Source organism: Sulfurimonas sp., assembly GCF_029027405.1.
Taxonomy (GTDB): domain Bacteria; phylum Campylobacterota; class Campylobacteria; order Campylobacterales; family Sulfurimonadaceae; genus Sulfurimonas.
In genome coordinates, this window is record NZ_CP093396.1 from 235966 (window position 1) to 251187 (window position 15222).

The following is a 15222-nucleotide window of genomic DNA, read 5'->3' on the forward strand; positions in this document are numbered from 1 at the left end:
AGAATGTTAGTAAATGCTGAAAATGTAAAAAACTTAACAAAAGGTGTAGTTAAAATCTTTAATGATTCATTTAAAGATACACCAAAAGATTATGAAAAATATGCAACGGTAGTTCCTACAAAACATCATACGGTTGATTATGCTTGGCTAGCTAATTTTCCAGCTATGAAAGAGTGGGTTAATGATAGAGATTTAAAAGACCTTACTGCACACAAATACACTATCTCTAAAAAAGATTGGGAAGCAAGTGTTACCGTTTCTCGTGATGATGTACTCTTTGATAACTTGGGATTTGTAAAACCTCGTGTTACTGACTTGGCTCATGTAGCGGTTGAGCATTACAATAGTTATATCGGTTCACTTATAACTACTAATGGTCTTTGTTTTGATGGTAAGAATTACTTTGATACAAAACACAAGATTGGTGCTGCAACAGCTGTAAACAAAAACAACTTTAAGTTTACAAGTTCAAACTTAATGAGTGTTTACAGTGAAATGCTAAATCGTAAAAATGAGAACGGTAAACCGTATCGCATTAAACCAACTCTTGTTTATATTGCAGCTAACCTTTTAGCTGATGCAATGAAAATTTTAAAATCTGACCAGATTGATGGTAGCACAAACACAACTAAAGATTTAGTTGAGTATGTAGTACTTCCTGAGTTGGCTGTTGGAACTTGGTGCATGGTTGACAACTCCAGACCACTTAAACCATTCATCATTCAAATCACTAAAAAAGCCGAGATTGAAAGTGATGATAGTGAGATGTTTAAATCTAAAAAGATTCATTACGGTGTAGATACTATGGATAACGCCGGTTATTCATTCTGGCAATTAGCTTATTTTTCTGATGGCACACAAAAAAAAGCATAAGGATAAGAGATGATTAGAGATAAACTTTTACTTAAAATAGAAAATCAAATCTCTAGTATGGAGTCGGTAGTAAATATCGACTCTCTTCTTGACGAGGCGATTACAGAAGCTGATGAACTTATCAATAGCAAAGATGTGGCTGAGGCTATTCGTTTTGATGTAGCATATTACAGATTTTTGTTATTTGTAAGTCAAGCTGACATTAGTGAACTTGATAAAGATATGTATGAAAAAGCTATGGATACGATAAAAAAAGCTCCATATAAAGAGAGTAAAGATGAGACTACACCAGTGAGTTATGGTCGAGTTGCACAGAGGAGAACATTTACATGATCAACATAGATAAAGCTCAAAAAGTGATAACGGACTCAGTTACATGTAAACTACTTGAAAATAATATAAATCGTGAAGGAAGCTACTTAGCATTTGATGATATAAGCTTCACTAATCAACTTAACATTGATTATCACTTCACTCTATTTGTAGTGATTGCACTTTTTAATGAAGATAAGCAAAAAATTTACAAGGTGTTAAACACCTCTTTAAATGAGGTTAATGAATCTGATATAGACCTAGTAAGTTGTAAGCCATATAAGAGAGATGGGAAGCTTCTCATCTATCAACTAAAACTAAAAGTAAAGATAATTGGATAAAAAATGACTAAAAAAGAAAAAGCAAAAAAGTTCTATGTTGAGGATGGCTACGGTGTAAGTGAGATTGCTGGGCTACTTCAAGTTGAGCGTGGAACTGTCTACTATTATAAAAACAGTGATTACAAAAAAAGTATAGATTGGGATGAGCTTCGTTACATTCATACGATGAACCCAAAAGCAACTGAAGATAAGGAACGAATGTTTTTATCTGTCCTCATCCAAGAATTTGATAAAGCACTCGTAGAGTTAAAAGAAAGTGATATAGAAGAGAAATTACAAAAACTTGAAAGCTTTGCACAGACTTATTATAAGTTAAAAATACCTGATAAAAAGACAAATGTTAAGGTGCAAAAAACTGAGATAATTAAAGAGGTCATTAAAAAAATATCAACGATAGCAATAGAAGAAAAACATCAAGAGGCGGCACAGTTTTTAAGTGAACATAGTGAGCGAATTGTAGAGGATATCTTACGCAATGCATGACAAAGAGATAAATGAATTAAAATTACTTTTAAATGCTTTACCAAGATTAACAGATAGCAATAAAAATGCTAGAGTTAAAAGAGCTAAAAGAGATTTTTTTTATTTTATCAAAACTTATTTTTCACATCATATTGAAAATGTAAAAAAAGAGAGTTCTTACTTTAGAGATTATATACATAAAAATATAGATGAGCTTACTCGTGATTACAAAGTGATTATATTTACTGCATACAGAGGTGCTGCAAAAACTACCACTATATCAAAGCTTTATAGTTTATGGGAGAGTGCTCGTAAAAAGAGAAGATATATAGTTGTAATTTCTGCATCACAAAGTTTAAGTGATGATATTTTAGAGTTTATCAGAACTGAACTGGAGGATAATCAAAACCTCAAGTTTGATTTTAATATCGTTGTAAAAAATAACAGAGTATCAGATATCGTACTTATGGTAGATGAGCATCTTATGAAAATCCAAAGTTTTGGTGCTGGTGTAAAAATTAGAGGTATTGTATTCCTGTCATGGCGACCAGATTTAATAATCCTTGACGACTTTGAAAATGATGAGAATGTTTTAAGTAAAGCATATAGAGATAAGTTAGAGAACTGGTACAAAAAAGCTATAAGAAAATTACCAAGTTTAACTAAACATTACAATATCATTATTCCAGGGACTATTTTACATTTTGATAGTGTACTCAGTAGACTGACAAAGATGAAAGGTGTTTATTATCAGAACTTCCCTCTTGTTAGAGAGTTTGCAGATAGTCATAAAAAGTGGAAGCTGGACAATCCTCGTTTAGACATTGAAGAGATTTATGATGAGTACCAAGAGGACAAAGCTTCTTTTATGCAAGAGCGACAAAACATACCTGTAAGTGCGGATGATATTTTATTTGGTGGATATAAGACTTACAAAGATATGCCAAAGTGTGATATGTACTCTATAGCATTAGACCCAGCGATGGGTAAAAAGAACGGAGATTATTTTGCTATTGCTGTTTTAGGATACAAAAATGAGGATAAAAGATTTTATGCTCTTGTAAATGGATACAAAACAAGCCCTGTTAATCTCATACCTAAAATCATAAAGTTATATGTGAAATATGATAGCTTATCTCGTACTGTTATGAGTGTAGAAACGGTAGCCTATCAAGAGTTTTTTAAAGATGTTCTCAAAAAAGAAGCTTCAAAGTTAGGAATATTTTTAAATGTCAAAGAGTATAGAAATACAGTAAATAAAGAGTTGCGTTTAAATTCACTTGCCCCACTTATAAAAGATAACACGATTCTCATAAATGAAAATGATGATTTACTCCTCGAGGAGATAATGACTTATCCAAAATCTCCACATGATGACTTGTTAGATGCTCTTGAAATGGCATATAGAAACCTCAAAAGTAATGGTCGTATAGATTACAAAGTTGTTGATAAAGTTTTTCACAATAGAAAAGCCCTACGGCTTAAAAAGTATGGATAGGTATATCAATGTATAAGTTCAAACCATTTAAACAAACCTCGCTCAATTTAAAGAGGGTTTAAACACGGTTTATTGAACCAATAAAGGAATAAGAATATGTTTGGAATAAGTTTGAATAAAGCGGTCGAAGTCGTTCAAAAAATCAAGTCCTCTTTTAGTAGACCTATAAAGTTAAACTTAGATAAAGATTTAGAAGCAAAGCTTTTAGATTTTAGTATCGTAAAAGGTGCTATAGAATCAGGCGAACTAAATAAGCTCATGGGAATTTATCAAAAAGTCCTCAACGCCGACCTTAACTTAAGCGGTTCCCTTCAAAATCGTAAAAATGCACTTTTAGCACTTCCTCATGAGATAGAAGCTGGTACTAAAGAGATGAAGATAATTACATCTATGCTTGAGGGTGGTTTTGGATTTGATAAATTTTTAAATGCAATTCACAATGATATATATTACGGTATCTCTTTACAAAACATCATCTACGAAGTAAAAGATAACCTTGTATTGCCTGTAAGACATAAAGCAATTATGCCAACCTCATTAAGTGAAGATACTACAAAAGATAAGCTTTACTTTCAAAACAAAGATAGTAAAAAACTTTATCTTGAATCAATAGACACGAATCGCCTGATCATACATACTCATGAGATAGACAATTCACGATTAGCAACTAACTCTATAGCATATAAGTTACTCTGGACATCCATACTAAAGCACACGATAATTACACTCAATTTAGAGTTTATAGATAAAGCAGCCGTTCCACCTCTCATAATTAAAATAGATGATTTGAATGATACAAAAAAAGCAGATGAACTCTTCGGTCAAATGATGGAGCTAAAAAGTACAAGTGTTGGGATGTTCACTAAGGACATAGAGATAGATACTCTGAAGATGGAATCTAAAGTACAGTTTGATACAACTATAAAGTACCTCGACCAAAAACAAAATGAGTTTTTAGTTGGTGGAAACCTTAGTGGTAGTTCGGACGGTAAGGTAGGAAGTCAATCTTTAGGTTCTATTCATGAAAATCGTTTATTTGAAGTTGTCAAAGCAGATAGTAAGCTTATAAATGAAACTGTTAGTAGATTTTTTAATCAAGTAATAGCTCTTAATCTTGCAACATTTACACCTGTTAAATTTAGCTTTACACTTCCTGAGCAAAAGAACCATGAAGAACTAAAAGTCAAAAGTGAAACTATAGCAAATCTTACTACTGCCGGTTATGTAGTTCCAACAAAGCATATAGAAAAAACATTTAACATCGAGGGTGTAACTTTTAAGCCTCAAGCACAGTCAAACAACTCTATAGAGTTTAATTCTCAAAGTAATGAAAATGAGTTAAAAGCAGTTGATGAAAATATAATGAACTATATAGTAAGTGTTGTTGATGAATGCAACTCTTATGATGATCTTCTCAAAAAGCTAAGTGAAGAGTACAACTACCTGGACCTAGAAAAACTTGAAGAGATTTTAACTAAAGAGGGTTTAGTAGCTTCTCTTGATGGAAGTGTAGAAGCTGGGAACGATGCCAAAGATTAGTTTTGACCCACTTCGCCCAGATGAAGCCATAAAGTACATCAAGTCTAAAAAGCTTGGTATTACTTATGACTACGATGAGATGATGTTTGAGGCTCACAACAAGGCTTTTACTGTAGCCAAGATTATGAGAACCGACCTACTTAAAGACATGCACGATGCAGTGGCTGCTTCCATAGAAGATGGTACATCCTTTGAAACCTTTCAAAAGAACATCAAACCAACGCTACAAAAAAAAGGGTGGTGGGGAACGCAAGAGATACTCAATCCTAAGACAGGAGAGGTAAAAGAGATACATATAGGTTCACGAAGACTTAAAAATATACTCCATACTAACAAAAGAGTGGCACAAGCAAAGGGGCGATGGAAACAACAAAGTGGCTTTACAATCTCTGTTTATCTTAGATATGTAGCAAAGCAATACGGTAACAGAAGAGAAAAACATCAGTCGGCTCATGGAACTCTAAAACATAAAGATGATAGTTGGTGGGATGTTAACTACCCAACAAATGGTTACGGATGTGACTGTACAACTGTAACATACTCAAAAAAGCAACTTGAAAAAAGAGGTTTTAAAGTTCAAGAAGGTAAATCCCCAAACATCGCAGATAAAGGTTGGAGGCATCATAGTGGTAAAAGTAATAAAGTTGATGATATTTATAAGCAAAAAGTAGCATCTCTAAGCTATTTGAGTTTAGCAAAAGTAGCAGCACAAGAGTTTAAAAAAGATGAAAATACATTACTTCAAAGAGTGGCTACTTATAAAGCTGTTAAAGAACTCTTTACAGATAAGCCAAAAAATAAAGTAGTAGAGCTATGTGAGAGTGATATGTTTGGAAAAAATAAGCCACTCTATTTAAGTCACCCTACAGTACAAGAACATCTACACCGTAACGACATAGGTGCATTCCACTACTCGTTAATTCCTCAAATGTTAGAGGGAAAAAACATCAAGCTCAAAGTGAATAACAAGAAGTTTCTTTTTATATCGTATCGTGGTTCTGTCTATAGACTTGTAGTTAAAAATGTAAAAGATAAACATGAAATATATGTAGTGAGTTTAGTAAGACTTGGCTCAAATGTAGACAAAGAGATAAAAAAACTTAAAAAGAAGTATGAGTAGATGCGAGGAGCATACTTAAACCCTCGTTTCAGCTTTACCCGGCTGACAAAACCATTGCTAATCTGTGTATTATGTTGCCATCTACTCCGAAGTCATTTAAGTAATTATAACACAATAAGGATAAAATATGCAAAATCAACCTAAGGATAGAAAAATGATAACTCAATGTATAACTCAAAACATAGTAAAAGCTGACTATGTACGACTAGAGTGTAGGGACTGCAAAGGTGCTTTAGAGATAAACAAGCCTGTTGATGAAGATATAAAATGTCCATACTGCAAGAGGTGTTTCCAAAAAGAAGCTGTTGCTATTGTAAATATTATATTTTTAAACAAATATGAGCTTAACAAAAATATGGCTGATAAAGTTTCACTAGTATCTTTTAAAGAGTAATCTATGCAAGTTAAAATAGATGTAAAGGGGATGAAACAGTTTCAAAACAAGCTAAATGAAATAGCAAAGCTTAGTGAGTTACAATTACTTGAGTGTGTATCTTCTCCTATCATGGAAGCTACCCAGATTGCATTTGAAACTGAAACCGACCCTTGGGGCAATCCGTGGGAAAATACACAAAGTAAGACATTTCATCATCTTGATAGTGCAGAAAATCCACACAATAGTAATGACACAGGTATGCGAAATGACCTCCATGCAACTGTAAACTCTAAAAAAGAGGTAGTAGTAGGCTTTAGTGTTGTAAGTGATGGTGGTTATGCTTACCCAGCTGTGCATCAGTTTGGAAGCAAGAAGAGTAGTGGAAGAGGTTCAGGCATAGTTGCAAGACCATTTTTGCCTGTTGACATAGATGGTAACCTTGCTCCTGAAGTTAAAAAAGATATAGAAAAAAATCTTAACTCTTTGCTTGAGAGTGTTTTCTCAAGCTAACTCTTTGTTGAGTATATCACGGATATGTTGGAATCCCATCGTAATATCAAAAAGTTCATTTCCAAAAAAACCTAAATCCTCTTGAGTAATATCTACATTTCCCACATCCCATGCACTCAATATATTTGAATAAGCTCTACTTCTAAGTAACCATATATCTAATTCATCTATGATTTGTATGTTTTGTTTTTTCATCTTAAAACTCCTCCCCACTTAATTCTCTATCTCTATCTATCATGGCGTAGCTGTTGAGCATAAGGATTTGGTTGTTCATGCTTAAGTCTTTTGTGAACTCACTATCTAGTAAGATTTTTCCGAAACTTCCATCGCCACTTCTTAGTGCCATCCATGCGGCACCTTCTTTAGTCCACATAGTAGAGTTACTTCCTAGTTTTACATAGTGTTTATCCTCTTCTAGTCGTCCCGAATGGTAGTGTTTGAGTACGCCTATAGTAGATTTAGCTACTCCTAAAATCCTTGCTAACTCCATACTTGAGATAAGAAACTCATAGCGAGAACAAAGGTACGCCTTTGCTCTTGACTTAGCATGTTCTATGAAAAACTCACAATTTGGGTTAAAGATGTGGTACTTCTTATGAAAAAGAACTTGGTCTTTGTCATCATCCACTACCTCTTTAATTTCAAAGCTTGGCTGGACTTCTAGTGAAGAAACAATAAGGTCTTCACACCAGTCTCTAAACTTCTTAGCACGAGCTGACTTTATAAAAAAGCCTAAACGGACTAAACCGCGTTTTGTCCAGAGGGTCATTTGTTGTTGATTGTTAAGGGTGTCAGAAAAACTGACACCCTTTGTTATCCAGTGCTTACCCTCTATTAGTTCATCTTTATTTTTAGATTTATGCTCTCTAATACTTCCACTTGTTACACCAAACCCTAACGCCACCTCTTTAGTTGGTAACATAAACTCATGTCTTGCATCTGTGATAAGATGAAGCTCTATATCATCTGCGAATGTTTTTGTGATTGTTGTCATTTCTGACTCCTTTTATCTCGTTTTGTTGTAGTTATGTTGAAAGTTTACAACAAATAGAGATACTTGTCAAGACTTAATGCAACATTTAGGTATATTTATGTATAATAAATACAACAAATAGATAAATATATGAGAGATTAAAAATGACAAAAGAAGACTTTACTAGACTTTTAAAAAATATAGATTTAAGTAAAAAAGAGTTTGCAGAATTAGCAAATATAAGTTATAACACTGTGAATAATTGGAATGATGAAAAAAGACCAGTGCCACCATGGGTAAACTCATGGCTAGAAAACTACATAGAGAAAAAGAAACACTCTAAACTTGTAGACTCTCTTAAAGAGAGTGGGGTTTGTGGGAGTTAGAAAAAAGAGGGGTTTATGAAGCCCCTCTCAAAGTTAACAGAGTTCTACTAAGTAGCCCAGTATTAACAGCAATAAGAAAACTTTATACAAGAAGTACCCTCCTGTACATATGCTCTAACCCCATAACCCGCCATCTACAAAAGTATAGACCAAAAAAAAGCCCCACCACTAATGAAAGTGATGGAGCTTAAGCATATGAGGTAATAATCCTCTAAGTTTTCTTATTGTTACAAAAAGAAGTCTAACACTATAATACTTTTATAATACTTAAGTGTATTATCAAAAGCATCATGATAAAAGTCCCCAGAGTTTTTCATTAACAATGGTTGAAGCTCTATGTATTCCTTGTTCTTTTACAGCTTTTATAAGTTTGTCACCAATAGACTCATAATCTTTTTCTATAGACTTTGGTGCTTTCTTTAAAAGTTGTAAACCTTTTAGCGATAGTGTAGCCCCACTGAAAAAACCACCTTGCCAACCATTCTTAGACCTATCAAATGTAATAAGTTCATTTTCTTCTAAAAACTCAATAGTACCTTTTAGTATTTCTTCCATATCATGAGGGCTAGTCTTATAAAACTCAACACAAGGTTCAGTGTCAAAACTTCTGATATCTAAAACTTTTTTTACTGGAAAACTCTCGTAGAGTTCTCCTAAAATTCTACCTGTAAAGCAGTCAAACAGCTCTGAATTCATCTTTCTTTTCCTTAACATTTTAATCCTTTAATTTTATCTAAACTATCATTAAAACTATCTAGTTTACTTGCTCTTTCATCTTATTTAAAAAGTACACCTTGTTCTTTGTGAAGAGTATCTTCCTTTTTTTTGCCTGTTCCCACTTCATAAGTATATGAGGCATACTCATCCCAATACTTGTCAGTTAGAATGGCTTCTTTAGACATAAAAGAGTAGTTGCATTCAGTACATCTTCGTGAGCGTGTTACACTCTCTTCGCCATAAGTACTTGTTACAGTTGTTTTTGCTGTACATTTAGGACACCACATCTTAAGCACCTTTGACTTTAGTTAGCATATTTTCAAGCCAAGACTCTAACTCTTGTTTTTTAGAAGCTTCTACATGGTTTAAAAGTTCATCAAAAGGGTGTACTTGTCTCATCTGTACAAATAAAACTTTTAATAGCCATAGGTTAAGTTTTGGAAGATCATCAGTTTTAGCAACATACTTAAAATGCTGGTTAAATGTTTCAAAATCTTTGCATCTATCTATATGATTTTGCATATGAACATAAGCTTTATCCATCTGTTCATCGCCTGTATTTGGTGTTAATAAACTCATCCTATTCTCCTTTAAATAATCTCAACAAAGCCCCACTTATGAGGCTCTATGAAATGATTTTTATCGCTTATCCCAACGGACTTTATTTTCTCTTACATCTATATGTGTACGACCGTTATATCTGCCGATGCCATAAGTATTTGGATACTCTTTTTCAAGATATCGTGCGACTTTATCTTCATGAATATCTTTGATTTTAAAATCAACTGCTTTACCAAAAATATGTTGGCTTTTAGATGTGAGAGGTTTATAGTTTTTGTTATCCTTTTTTTGCACTTTTTCATTATGTGCTACACATCTATTTCCACCTGTAATGATTACTGGCTTGTCAAATTCATATCTTAAACCCTCCAGAACATCTAACAGTTCACTATCAGCTACATCAAAACCACATCCACACTCACAAGTAAATTCATCTCTTTCAAAAAATGGACTCTCTATGCTCATGCTATGCCCCTGCCAAGTCAAGTGAAATAAGTTTGTACTCTTTATCCACGCGATCTCTAGTATAAAAGCGAATGTATGCTTTTGAACCAACAATCTCTATACTCTCATCAATGATAATCATCGCTTCTCTCCACTTAGGATGTGAAATATCGTAAGCTTTAAGTGCTAAAATTTTCTTAGCATTTATTTCGCCTTTTTTATCAACTTCAAAAGATTTAGTAATAAGTGTTTTAATCTCTGGAGATGCACCCTCAGTTAGTTCATGTAAACATTCATCAATTTTTAACTTTGCAATTTGAAGTTTTTCATCAAAACTTATGCTATCAGCATTCGCTATCTGAACTTTCATAGTTCCAGAGTAGTTTTCTAAAGTTATATTTCCTTTCTTAGAGTTTTTCTTTGCATCTAAGTCGTAATTTTGCAATAGCAACTCAAAATAATCATTTGTTTGCTCAAACGCATCTTTTTTGAATACATTTAAAGTGGCACTAAGTTCGATTGCCTGTTTGATTAGTTTTTCAACTAACTCATCTTTTATTTTTTCATCAGCTCGTATCAAATCTGGGTGAGTTCCCTCGTTTTTTTTGTTTAGCCAATGACCACTTTTGTCATCAATTTGTGCCATTTCTCAGACCTCCTATGATTTTTTGAGCATCTTTTTTAGTTAAAGCACCAAGACCTTTTATGTATGCATCTAGTGCTTTTTCTAATTCAGTATCTTTACCTTTATAGCTTTGAGACCATAAAATTTTAATAAGTGAGATTTGATTTTTAGTCGCCATCTCTGTTTTGCCTGTTTGATAAGAATCTAGTTTTTTTAGATACTTACCAAGTTCCTCAAGCTGATAATCACTCAACTCATCAAGTGTTGGTTTATTAAATCTATTTTGAAGCATTGCAGTTAATAGACTAATATCTTTTTCATATGTGCTTTTAAATGTTGCAGTAGCTTTGATAGACTTTAGTAACTCACTTGCATTGCCTTTTAGAGGCTCATCTTTTTTCATCTTTTTTCCTTTTGTTTATTTGAGTAAGTACTCAATAAAACCTCTAAAAGAGGCTCTATGAACTCTTATAGTTTGTGTTGTTAGATGGATTTAGTTTTAGCTTTGGCTCTGGTTTAATATTTTTGATACTCGCTATAACTTTCCCAGCTTCATCTTTTGTTAAACTTTCAAGAGCGTTTATATCTCTCTTAATCACTTTTTTAACCTGTGTTAAAAGGCTATTTAAGTCTTTGTTACGAGAGTTTTTAGACCAAAGAGTCTTAATAAAATTGATTTGGTTTGTGGTAGATCCTACTTTTTTAGGAGCAACTCTTAACTCACCTTTTTTGTTCATGAAGTTATTAAGATTTATAAGCTCTTCGATACTAAGTTTCTTAGAACTGAGAACCCCAAAAGTGTTCTCAAGCATAGCCTCATATAACTCTCTATCATCGCTATACACATCTTTGTATAGTTCACTAGAGTGAATAGACTTAATAAGTGCTGATTGGTAGTTTCTTTGTTTTTCAGTCATTATTTTCATCTTTAATAATTAATTCAAGTCCATCAAGCTTTTTAAACTGTTTTTCAAGCACACTGAGTGAATTAAAATAAGGCTTATACCAAGAGTATTTTTTTTCTAACTCAGGAAACTCTTTTTTAGCTCTTCTAACACCCCAAATCTTTTTAATCTTCTTTTTTTCAGATTCCTTATAAAGTGAACGAGTTTTTTTATGCCATAACTGCTCCATTAATGGGTCGTAGTTTTTCTTATTTGAATGACCCCAATCAAGATTTATTTTCCCATCTATATAAACTATCCAAGCTAGTTTAGTACTGCTTATTTGTACTTTGTGTACATCTATTTTCTTATCATTAAGAGTAAAAGCTACCCCACTGTATATAGCAGATAATTCAGTTTTGATTGATGCCCATTGTTCTTTAGTAATCATCTCTACTCCCTAGTCCAAAAAAACCATAGTGGAAGCTAGTTTTATATGCTTCACATCTAGTTTTTCATTGTTCATGAGTGCAAATCTTGTAGCTTTTCTGTAAAGACTTACTGCTCGTCTCATGTGCGTAGTGTATTTTTTTACTTCTTTGCCAAAATCTCCGAAAAATAGTTCAAATTCATTGGCTCTTAAACCTTTAAACTCATACTTTCCACTTGGTCTTGAGTAAAGTTGTAGGAGTTCGCCACTATTTCCTTTTAGATTTTTAATCAGTACAGGCGTTCCAACTAAGATAAGTGCAAAGGGTGTAAAGTCCCAAACTCTTCTTATGGCTTCTAAACTTCTAACTGTTAGATGTTCAGCTTCATCTATGATGATTGCTATATCTCCTCTCCCTAGCTCTTTTGCTATGTTTAAGATGTTTGTATCTACGCCTACCTCAGGCGAAATGTTGATTTTTTCACAAATAAGTTCTAAAAATTTTTTAGTGCTTATGCCAGGAACTAGCTCAAGAAGTCTTGTATCACTTCTACTCTCTGCAAACTCTTTTATAGTTGTAGTTTTTCCTGTTCCAGCCGCTCCATAAAGGATTGCCATCTCATTATCTACTATCGCTTCTTCCATCACAAAAAAAGCACCTTGTAAATCTGTAGTCTCTTTTAACTCAAATGCTGAAGTTTTAGCACTTTGCTTAAAGTCATAGTTGTTTTTAAAACTCTCAAGCTTTTTTTCTAGACTTTGATTATCGCCTTTATAAGTGTTTGACTGCCATTGTGAAATCATAGATGCACTTACACCGATGCTTTTAGCTACTCTGCTTGGTTTTAAGTTTTTATCATCTAAAAACTTTTTAAAATCTTCTCTTGTCATGACACGCTCCTAATAAATTTAATCAGCTCACTATCTTGTTTTGAAGTTAAGCTTATAGGTGCTGTCACAGGGTTATTTGCCTCTTTAGATGTTTTAGGAGACATGTCACTTTGTGTAGTGTAAAGAGGCTTATGCCCCGAAACAGCACTTATAAACGCAACTTTTTGTTTTTCAAGTTCTTCATTTGCTTCGTCTAGTATTTTAAGTTTTGGTTTGATGTTTGTTTGCTTGTAGATTTTTGTAACTTTTTTATGGTCTTCTTGATTCATGCACTCTGCACCTAACTCTTTGTTTTTAACCACTCCTATGTATTGATTTTGTTTGTAGATGTAGAGTTCATTTACATTATCGATATTTTCATAAAATGTAACTACTTCGCCTTTGTTGAGATGAGCTTCCCAAAGTGAACTACCCTGGAATGTCATGTTGTTGTATCTGATACCCTCTGTATTTAATGTTCTCGTGCCATATTTACCTAGTTTGGAGTAAATGTCACTCATCATATTTGTAGATGCAATGAACTCTTGATGTGCTTTATAGCTTTCATACTGCATATCAAGTAGGTTATCAACAACTAGTCTAAGTTCATCAAGTGTAAGTAGTTTATGAGTCTCTATTCTTGTAGCTTTAGAAGTTTTTACTCCTAGGTGTGAAGCATACTGGTCTTCTATCTTTTTTCTTTTAGATACATCACCACCGATATAGCCCGGTATCTTGTTCCATCTTCCTTGAACTACACCGAAGTATCTTTCTATTGAGCCTTTTTGGCGACCTTGACCAGCTACTGCTCTAATCTGACATATACCTATGTCAATGAGTAGTTTTTGATAATGGTTTGATACATAGTCCATACCATTATCTGTATAAATATTTTCAGGAATTCCCATCTTTTGGAATGCTTTATAAAGTACTCTTACTTGTGAGTAAGAGTCTATAGTTTCTACTAAGTTCGCTACTGCTTGTTTTGTGAAAGTATCTTTAACAGCTGTCATGTGAACACGACCAACTCTATAACCATCTTCTTTTGTCTCATCAGGGATTTTACACATGAAGTCAAATACAGTAGCATCTACTTGCCACTCTTGATTTGGATATGCTATATCTTTTATACCTACTGGGTAATCTTGCAGCAAGGCATCTATACCGCCTGTTAAATAGCCCTTTAACTGAGGGTCACTTTTTACTACTTTTTTATAAGCATTTACATAAGCATTGTAAGAGATGATTTTCTCTTTTGCTTTTTCGCTCCAATCATACATAAGACCATTTTGAGACTGAACCATACCGCAGTACATATCATAAGCACCGTAGTAGTTGTTTCTTACACCTTGACTCCCCGTTCCCCAAATAGACTTAATCAGCAGTTCCTCATCTATCTTTCTAAAGGCATTGTCTCTACCTCTTTTATCTTCAAGAGATGAGGCACCGTTTTTGTTAAAATCGGATAACCATCTGCTTATCTTTCGTTGTTGCGAAGCTATGAGTTTGTCATCAAATGCTAGGAATGACTTAGCATATAAACTTTTAATAATTGCACTTAAACTATAGTTATATTTTTTGTAAAATGCGATTATTAAAACTTTATCTTCTTGGGAATGTTTTGAGGCAGTAATATCAAACGAGTCTAACTCATCTAAAGAAGAGATAGCGACTTTGTTTATATGTTTTTGAGTTTTCTTCTTAGCTTTAAACTCAGTATATAAATAAGCCTTACCATGAACCAACTCAAAGCCAAAAGTAAGACCTTTTATGACCATGGTGCATGAACTGTTTTCTAGGGCTTTTTTGGTTATTCTTTGTACTATTCCAGATTTATAACTCACTCCAACTAAACTAGCTACTTCTTTACTATTCATTTCCAACATCCAAGTTATGAAGTTTTAAACGAAATTCCATACACTCACGACCTGCACAATGAAGTGCTAATGTTCTAGCTTGAGTATGATTTGTTGTATAGATTACTATATAGTTTTGTCTTGCTTTTTTGAGTTTAGCTACTAATAACTCTCTCATTATGCAGCCTTTTTCAGAAGATCGTCAGCACTTTTTATATAGCCTTCTTTGATAAGAATCTTTACTATTGGTTGGCTTGGATGACTACCATTCACTACACCCTTATAAGTGTTGTACTTAATGTTATGTTTAGTACAAAAGTTCTCTACTGTCACATAATCTTTTTTGATTTTTTTAGATAATTCTAAAGTTGCCATAACTACCTCCGTAAACTTTGGTTTAAGCTCTATTAAAAACTTATTGTTAAGGGGATATTCTTAAAGCCTT

Annotated in this window: 24 protein-coding genes; 10 read left to right on the forward strand and 14 right to left on the reverse strand. The window is 33.4% G+C overall.

Annotated elements, in window-relative coordinates; all coding sequences use genetic code 11:
• Window positions 1–3 precede the first annotated feature (3 nt).
• From MOV42_RS01165 to MOV42_RS01205, 9 genes are all read left to right on the forward strand, one after another.
• A complete protein-coding gene (locus MOV42_RS01165; protein ID WP_324171988.1) occupies window positions 4–873 on the forward strand; it encodes a Mu-like prophage major head subunit gpT family protein in 870 nt (289 codons plus the stop codon).
• Window positions 874–882: 9 nt separating this feature from the next.
• On the forward strand, window positions 883–1206 hold the full coding sequence (locus MOV42_RS01170; RefSeq protein ID WP_324171989.1) for a hypothetical protein: 324 nt from the start codon (window positions 883–885) through the stop codon (window positions 1204–1206).
• A complete protein-coding gene (locus MOV42_RS01175; RefSeq protein ID WP_324171990.1) occupies window positions 1203–1526 on the forward strand; it encodes a hypothetical protein in 324 nt (107 codons plus the stop codon). Before MOV42_RS01170 ends, MOV42_RS01175 begins: the two co-directional genes overlap by 4 nt.
• 3 nt (window positions 1527–1529) lie before the next feature.
• Window positions 1530–2009: a DUF1804 family protein gene (locus tag MOV42_RS01180; RefSeq protein WP_324171991.1), complete on the forward strand. Its 480-nt coding sequence runs from the start codon at window positions 1530–1532 to the stop codon at window positions 2007–2009.
• Entirely contained in the window at window positions 2002–3486 is a 1485-nt protein-coding gene (gene terL, locus MOV42_RS01185; protein ID WP_324171992.1) for a phage terminase large subunit, read from the forward strand. The genes MOV42_RS01180 and terL overlap by 8 nt, the downstream gene beginning before the upstream one ends.
• A gap of 96 nt (window positions 3487–3582) precedes the next feature.
• The gene (locus MOV42_RS01190; protein ID WP_324171993.1) at window positions 3583–5025 is read left to right on the forward strand and encodes a phage portal protein family protein; all 1443 of its coding nucleotides are present in this window, start codon (window positions 3583–3585) and stop codon (window positions 5023–5025) included.
• Window positions 5012–6145 (forward strand): phage minor head protein, encoded by a 1134-nt coding sequence (locus MOV42_RS01195; protein WP_324171994.1) that lies wholly within the window; start codon window positions 5012–5014, stop codon window positions 6143–6145. Before MOV42_RS01190 ends, MOV42_RS01195 begins: the two co-directional genes overlap by 14 nt.
• Window positions 6146–6272: 127 nt before the next feature.
• Window positions 6273–6539 carry a hypothetical protein gene (locus MOV42_RS01200; protein ID WP_324171995.1) on the forward strand — a complete coding sequence of 89 codons (267 nt, stop codon included), beginning with the start codon at window positions 6273–6275 and terminating at the stop codon, window positions 6537–6539.
• 3 nt (window positions 6540–6542) lie between these two features.
• The gene (locus MOV42_RS01205; RefSeq protein ID WP_324171996.1) at window positions 6543–7031 is read left to right on the forward strand and encodes a phage virion morphogenesis protein; all 489 of its coding nucleotides are present in this window, start codon (window positions 6543–6545) and stop codon (window positions 7029–7031) included.
• Here the strand turns inward: MOV42_RS01205 and MOV42_RS01210 are convergent.
• Both MOV42_RS01210 and MOV42_RS01215 read right to left on the reverse strand, forming a co-directional pair.
• Window positions 7023–7226 carry a hypothetical protein gene (locus MOV42_RS01210; RefSeq protein WP_324171997.1) on the reverse strand — a complete coding sequence of 68 codons (204 nt, stop codon included), beginning with the start codon at window positions 7224–7226 and terminating at the stop codon, window positions 7023–7025. The two genes, MOV42_RS01205 and MOV42_RS01210, sit on opposite strands and share 9 nt — an antisense overlap.
• Before the next feature lies 1 nt (window position 7227).
• Window positions 7228–8025 carry a BRO family protein gene (locus tag MOV42_RS01215; protein WP_324171998.1) on the reverse strand — a complete coding sequence of 266 codons (798 nt, stop codon included), beginning with the start codon at window positions 8023–8025 and terminating at the stop codon, window positions 7228–7230.
• Between the two features lie 143 nt (window positions 8026–8168).
• On the opposite strand from MOV42_RS01215, the gene MOV42_RS01220 reads away from it, so the two are divergent.
• Entirely contained in the window at window positions 8169–8390 is a 222-nt protein-coding gene (locus MOV42_RS01220; RefSeq protein WP_324171999.1) for an XRE family transcriptional regulator, read from the forward strand.
• Between the two features lie 288 nt (window positions 8391–8678).
• Here MOV42_RS01220 and MOV42_RS01225 read toward each other — a convergent pair whose 3' ends face one another.
• From MOV42_RS01225 to MOV42_RS01280, 12 genes are all read right to left on the reverse strand, one after another.
• On the reverse strand, window positions 8679–9086 hold the full coding sequence (locus tag MOV42_RS01225; protein WP_324172000.1) for a hypothetical protein: 408 nt from the start codon (window positions 9084–9086) through the stop codon (window positions 8679–8681).
• A gap of 80 nt (window positions 9087–9166) precedes the next feature.
• Entirely contained in the window at window positions 9167–9394 is a 228-nt protein-coding gene (locus MOV42_RS01230) for a hypothetical protein (protein ID WP_324172001.1), read from the reverse strand.
• A gap of 1 nt (window position 9395) precedes the next feature.
• A complete protein-coding gene (locus MOV42_RS01235; RefSeq protein ID WP_324172002.1) occupies window positions 9396–9686 on the reverse strand; it encodes a hypothetical protein in 291 nt (96 codons plus the stop codon).
• A gap of 60 nt (window positions 9687–9746) precedes the next feature.
• Window positions 9747–10133, reverse strand: coding sequence for a D-Ala-D-Ala carboxypeptidase family metallohydrolase (locus MOV42_RS01240; RefSeq protein WP_324172003.1), 387 nt, complete (start codon window positions 10131–10133; stop codon window positions 9747–9749).
• 1 nt (window position 10134) lies between these two features.
• Complete coding sequence (locus MOV42_RS01245; RefSeq protein WP_324172004.1) at window positions 10135–10758, reverse strand: DUF3164 family protein; 624 nt, start codon at window positions 10756–10758, stop codon at window positions 10135–10137.
• Window positions 10745–11140, reverse strand: coding sequence for a phage protein GemA/Gp16 family protein (locus MOV42_RS01250; RefSeq protein WP_324172005.1), 396 nt, complete (start codon window positions 11138–11140; stop codon window positions 10745–10747). The genes MOV42_RS01245 and MOV42_RS01250 overlap by 14 nt, the downstream gene beginning before the upstream one ends.
• 55 nt (window positions 11141–11195) lie before the next feature.
• Window positions 11196–11654: a phage protein GemA/Gp16 family protein gene (locus MOV42_RS01255; RefSeq protein ID WP_324172006.1), complete on the reverse strand. Its 459-nt coding sequence runs from the start codon at window positions 11652–11654 to the stop codon at window positions 11196–11198.
• Window positions 11647–12072: a hypothetical protein gene (locus MOV42_RS01260; protein WP_324172007.1), complete on the reverse strand. Its 426-nt coding sequence runs from the start codon at window positions 12070–12072 to the stop codon at window positions 11647–11649. Before MOV42_RS01260 ends, MOV42_RS01255 begins: the two co-directional genes overlap by 8 nt.
• Window positions 12073–12081: 9 nt before the next feature.
• Window positions 12082–12942, reverse strand: coding sequence for an AAA family ATPase (locus MOV42_RS01265; RefSeq protein ID WP_324172008.1), 861 nt, complete (start codon window positions 12940–12942; stop codon window positions 12082–12084).
• Window positions 12939–14798 (reverse strand): transposase family protein, encoded by a 1860-nt coding sequence (locus tag MOV42_RS01270; RefSeq protein WP_324172009.1) that lies wholly within the window; start codon window positions 14796–14798, stop codon window positions 12939–12941. The genes MOV42_RS01265 and MOV42_RS01270 overlap by 4 nt, the downstream gene beginning before the upstream one ends.
• Entirely contained in the window at window positions 14791–14955 is a 165-nt protein-coding gene (locus tag MOV42_RS01275; RefSeq protein WP_324172010.1) for a hypothetical protein, read from the reverse strand. The genes MOV42_RS01270 and MOV42_RS01275 overlap by 8 nt, the downstream gene beginning before the upstream one ends.
• Window positions 14955–15152: a hypothetical protein gene (locus tag MOV42_RS01280; RefSeq protein ID WP_324172011.1), complete on the reverse strand. Its 198-nt coding sequence runs from the start codon at window positions 15150–15152 to the stop codon at window positions 14955–14957. The genes MOV42_RS01275 and MOV42_RS01280 overlap by 1 nt, the downstream gene beginning before the upstream one ends.
• Window positions 15153–15222: the final 70 nt, after the last annotated feature.

Excerpts from the sequence above, each read along its gene's own strand:
- MOV42_RS01270 (WP_324172009.1), bottom strand. The coding sequence starts at position 14,798 with ATGAATAGTAAAGAAGTAGCTAGTTTAGTTGGAGTGAGTTATAAATCT.
- MOV42_RS01260 (WP_324172007.1), bottom strand. The coding sequence starts at position 12,072 with ATGATTACTAAAGAACAATGGGCATCAATCAAAACTGAATTATCTGCT.
- MOV42_RS01165 (WP_324171988.1), top strand. The coding sequence starts at position 4 with ATGTTAGTAAATGCTGAAAATGTAAAAAACTTAACAAAAGGTGTAGTT.
- MOV42_RS01180 (WP_324171991.1), top strand. The coding sequence starts at position 1,530 with ATGACTAAAAAAGAAAAAGCAAAAAAGTTCTATGTTGAGGATGGCTAC.
- MOV42_RS01235 (WP_324172002.1), bottom strand. The coding sequence starts at position 9,686 with ATGAGTTTATTAACACCAAATACAGGCGATGAACAGATGGATAAAGCT.
- terL (WP_324171992.1), top strand. The coding sequence starts at position 2,002 with ATGCATGACAAAGAGATAAATGAATTAAAATTACTTTTAAATGCTTTA.
- MOV42_RS01170 (WP_324171989.1), top strand. The coding sequence starts at position 883 with ATGATTAGAGATAAACTTTTACTTAAAATAGAAAATCAAATCTCTAGT.
- MOV42_RS01200 (WP_324171995.1), top strand. The coding sequence starts at position 6,273 with ATGCAAAATCAACCTAAGGATAGAAAAATGATAACTCAATGTATAACT.
- MOV42_RS01250 (WP_324172005.1), bottom strand. The coding sequence starts at position 11,140 with ATGAAAAAAGATGAGCCTCTAAAAGGCAATGCAAGTGAGTTACTAAAG.
- MOV42_RS01220 (WP_324171999.1), top strand. The coding sequence starts at position 8,169 with ATGACAAAAGAAGACTTTACTAGACTTTTAAAAAATATAGATTTAAGT.
- MOV42_RS01240 (WP_324172003.1), bottom strand. The coding sequence starts at position 10,133 with ATGAGCATAGAGAGTCCATTTTTTGAAAGAGATGAATTTACTTGTGAG.
- MOV42_RS01255 (WP_324172006.1), bottom strand. The coding sequence starts at position 11,654 with ATGACTGAAAAACAAAGAAACTACCAATCAGCACTTATTAAGTCTATT.
- MOV42_RS01275 (WP_324172010.1), bottom strand. The coding sequence starts at position 14,955 with ATGAGAGAGTTATTAGTAGCTAAACTCAAAAAAGCAAGACAAAACTAT.
- MOV42_RS01195 (WP_324171994.1), top strand. The coding sequence starts at position 5,012 with ATGCCAAAGATTAGTTTTGACCCACTTCGCCCAGATGAAGCCATAAAG.
- MOV42_RS01225 (WP_324172000.1), bottom strand. The coding sequence starts at position 9,086 with ATGAATTCAGAGCTGTTTGACTGCTTTACAGGTAGAATTTTAGGAGAA.
- MOV42_RS01205 (WP_324171996.1), top strand. The coding sequence starts at position 6,543 with ATGCAAGTTAAAATAGATGTAAAGGGGATGAAACAGTTTCAAAACAAG.
- MOV42_RS01265 (WP_324172008.1), bottom strand. The coding sequence starts at position 12,942 with ATGACAAGAGAAGATTTTAAAAAGTTTTTAGATGATAAAAACTTAAAA.
- MOV42_RS01230 (WP_324172001.1), bottom strand. The coding sequence starts at position 9,394 with ATGTGGTGTCCTAAATGTACAGCAAAAACAACTGTAACAAGTACTTAT.
- MOV42_RS01215 (WP_324171998.1), bottom strand. The coding sequence starts at position 8,025 with ATGACAACAATCACAAAAACATTCGCAGATGATATAGAGCTTCATCTT.
- MOV42_RS01280 (WP_324172011.1), bottom strand. The coding sequence starts at position 15,152 with ATGGCAACTTTAGAATTATCTAAAAAAATCAAAAAAGATTATGTGACA.
- MOV42_RS01210 (WP_324171997.1), bottom strand. The coding sequence starts at position 7,226 with ATGAAAAAACAAAACATACAAATCATAGATGAATTAGATATATGGTTA.
- MOV42_RS01190 (WP_324171993.1), top strand. The coding sequence starts at position 3,583 with ATGTTTGGAATAAGTTTGAATAAAGCGGTCGAAGTCGTTCAAAAAATC.
- MOV42_RS01245 (WP_324172004.1), bottom strand. The coding sequence starts at position 10,758 with ATGGCACAAATTGATGACAAAAGTGGTCATTGGCTAAACAAAAAAAAC.
- MOV42_RS01175 (WP_324171990.1), top strand. The coding sequence starts at position 1,203 with ATGATCAACATAGATAAAGCTCAAAAAGTGATAACGGACTCAGTTACA.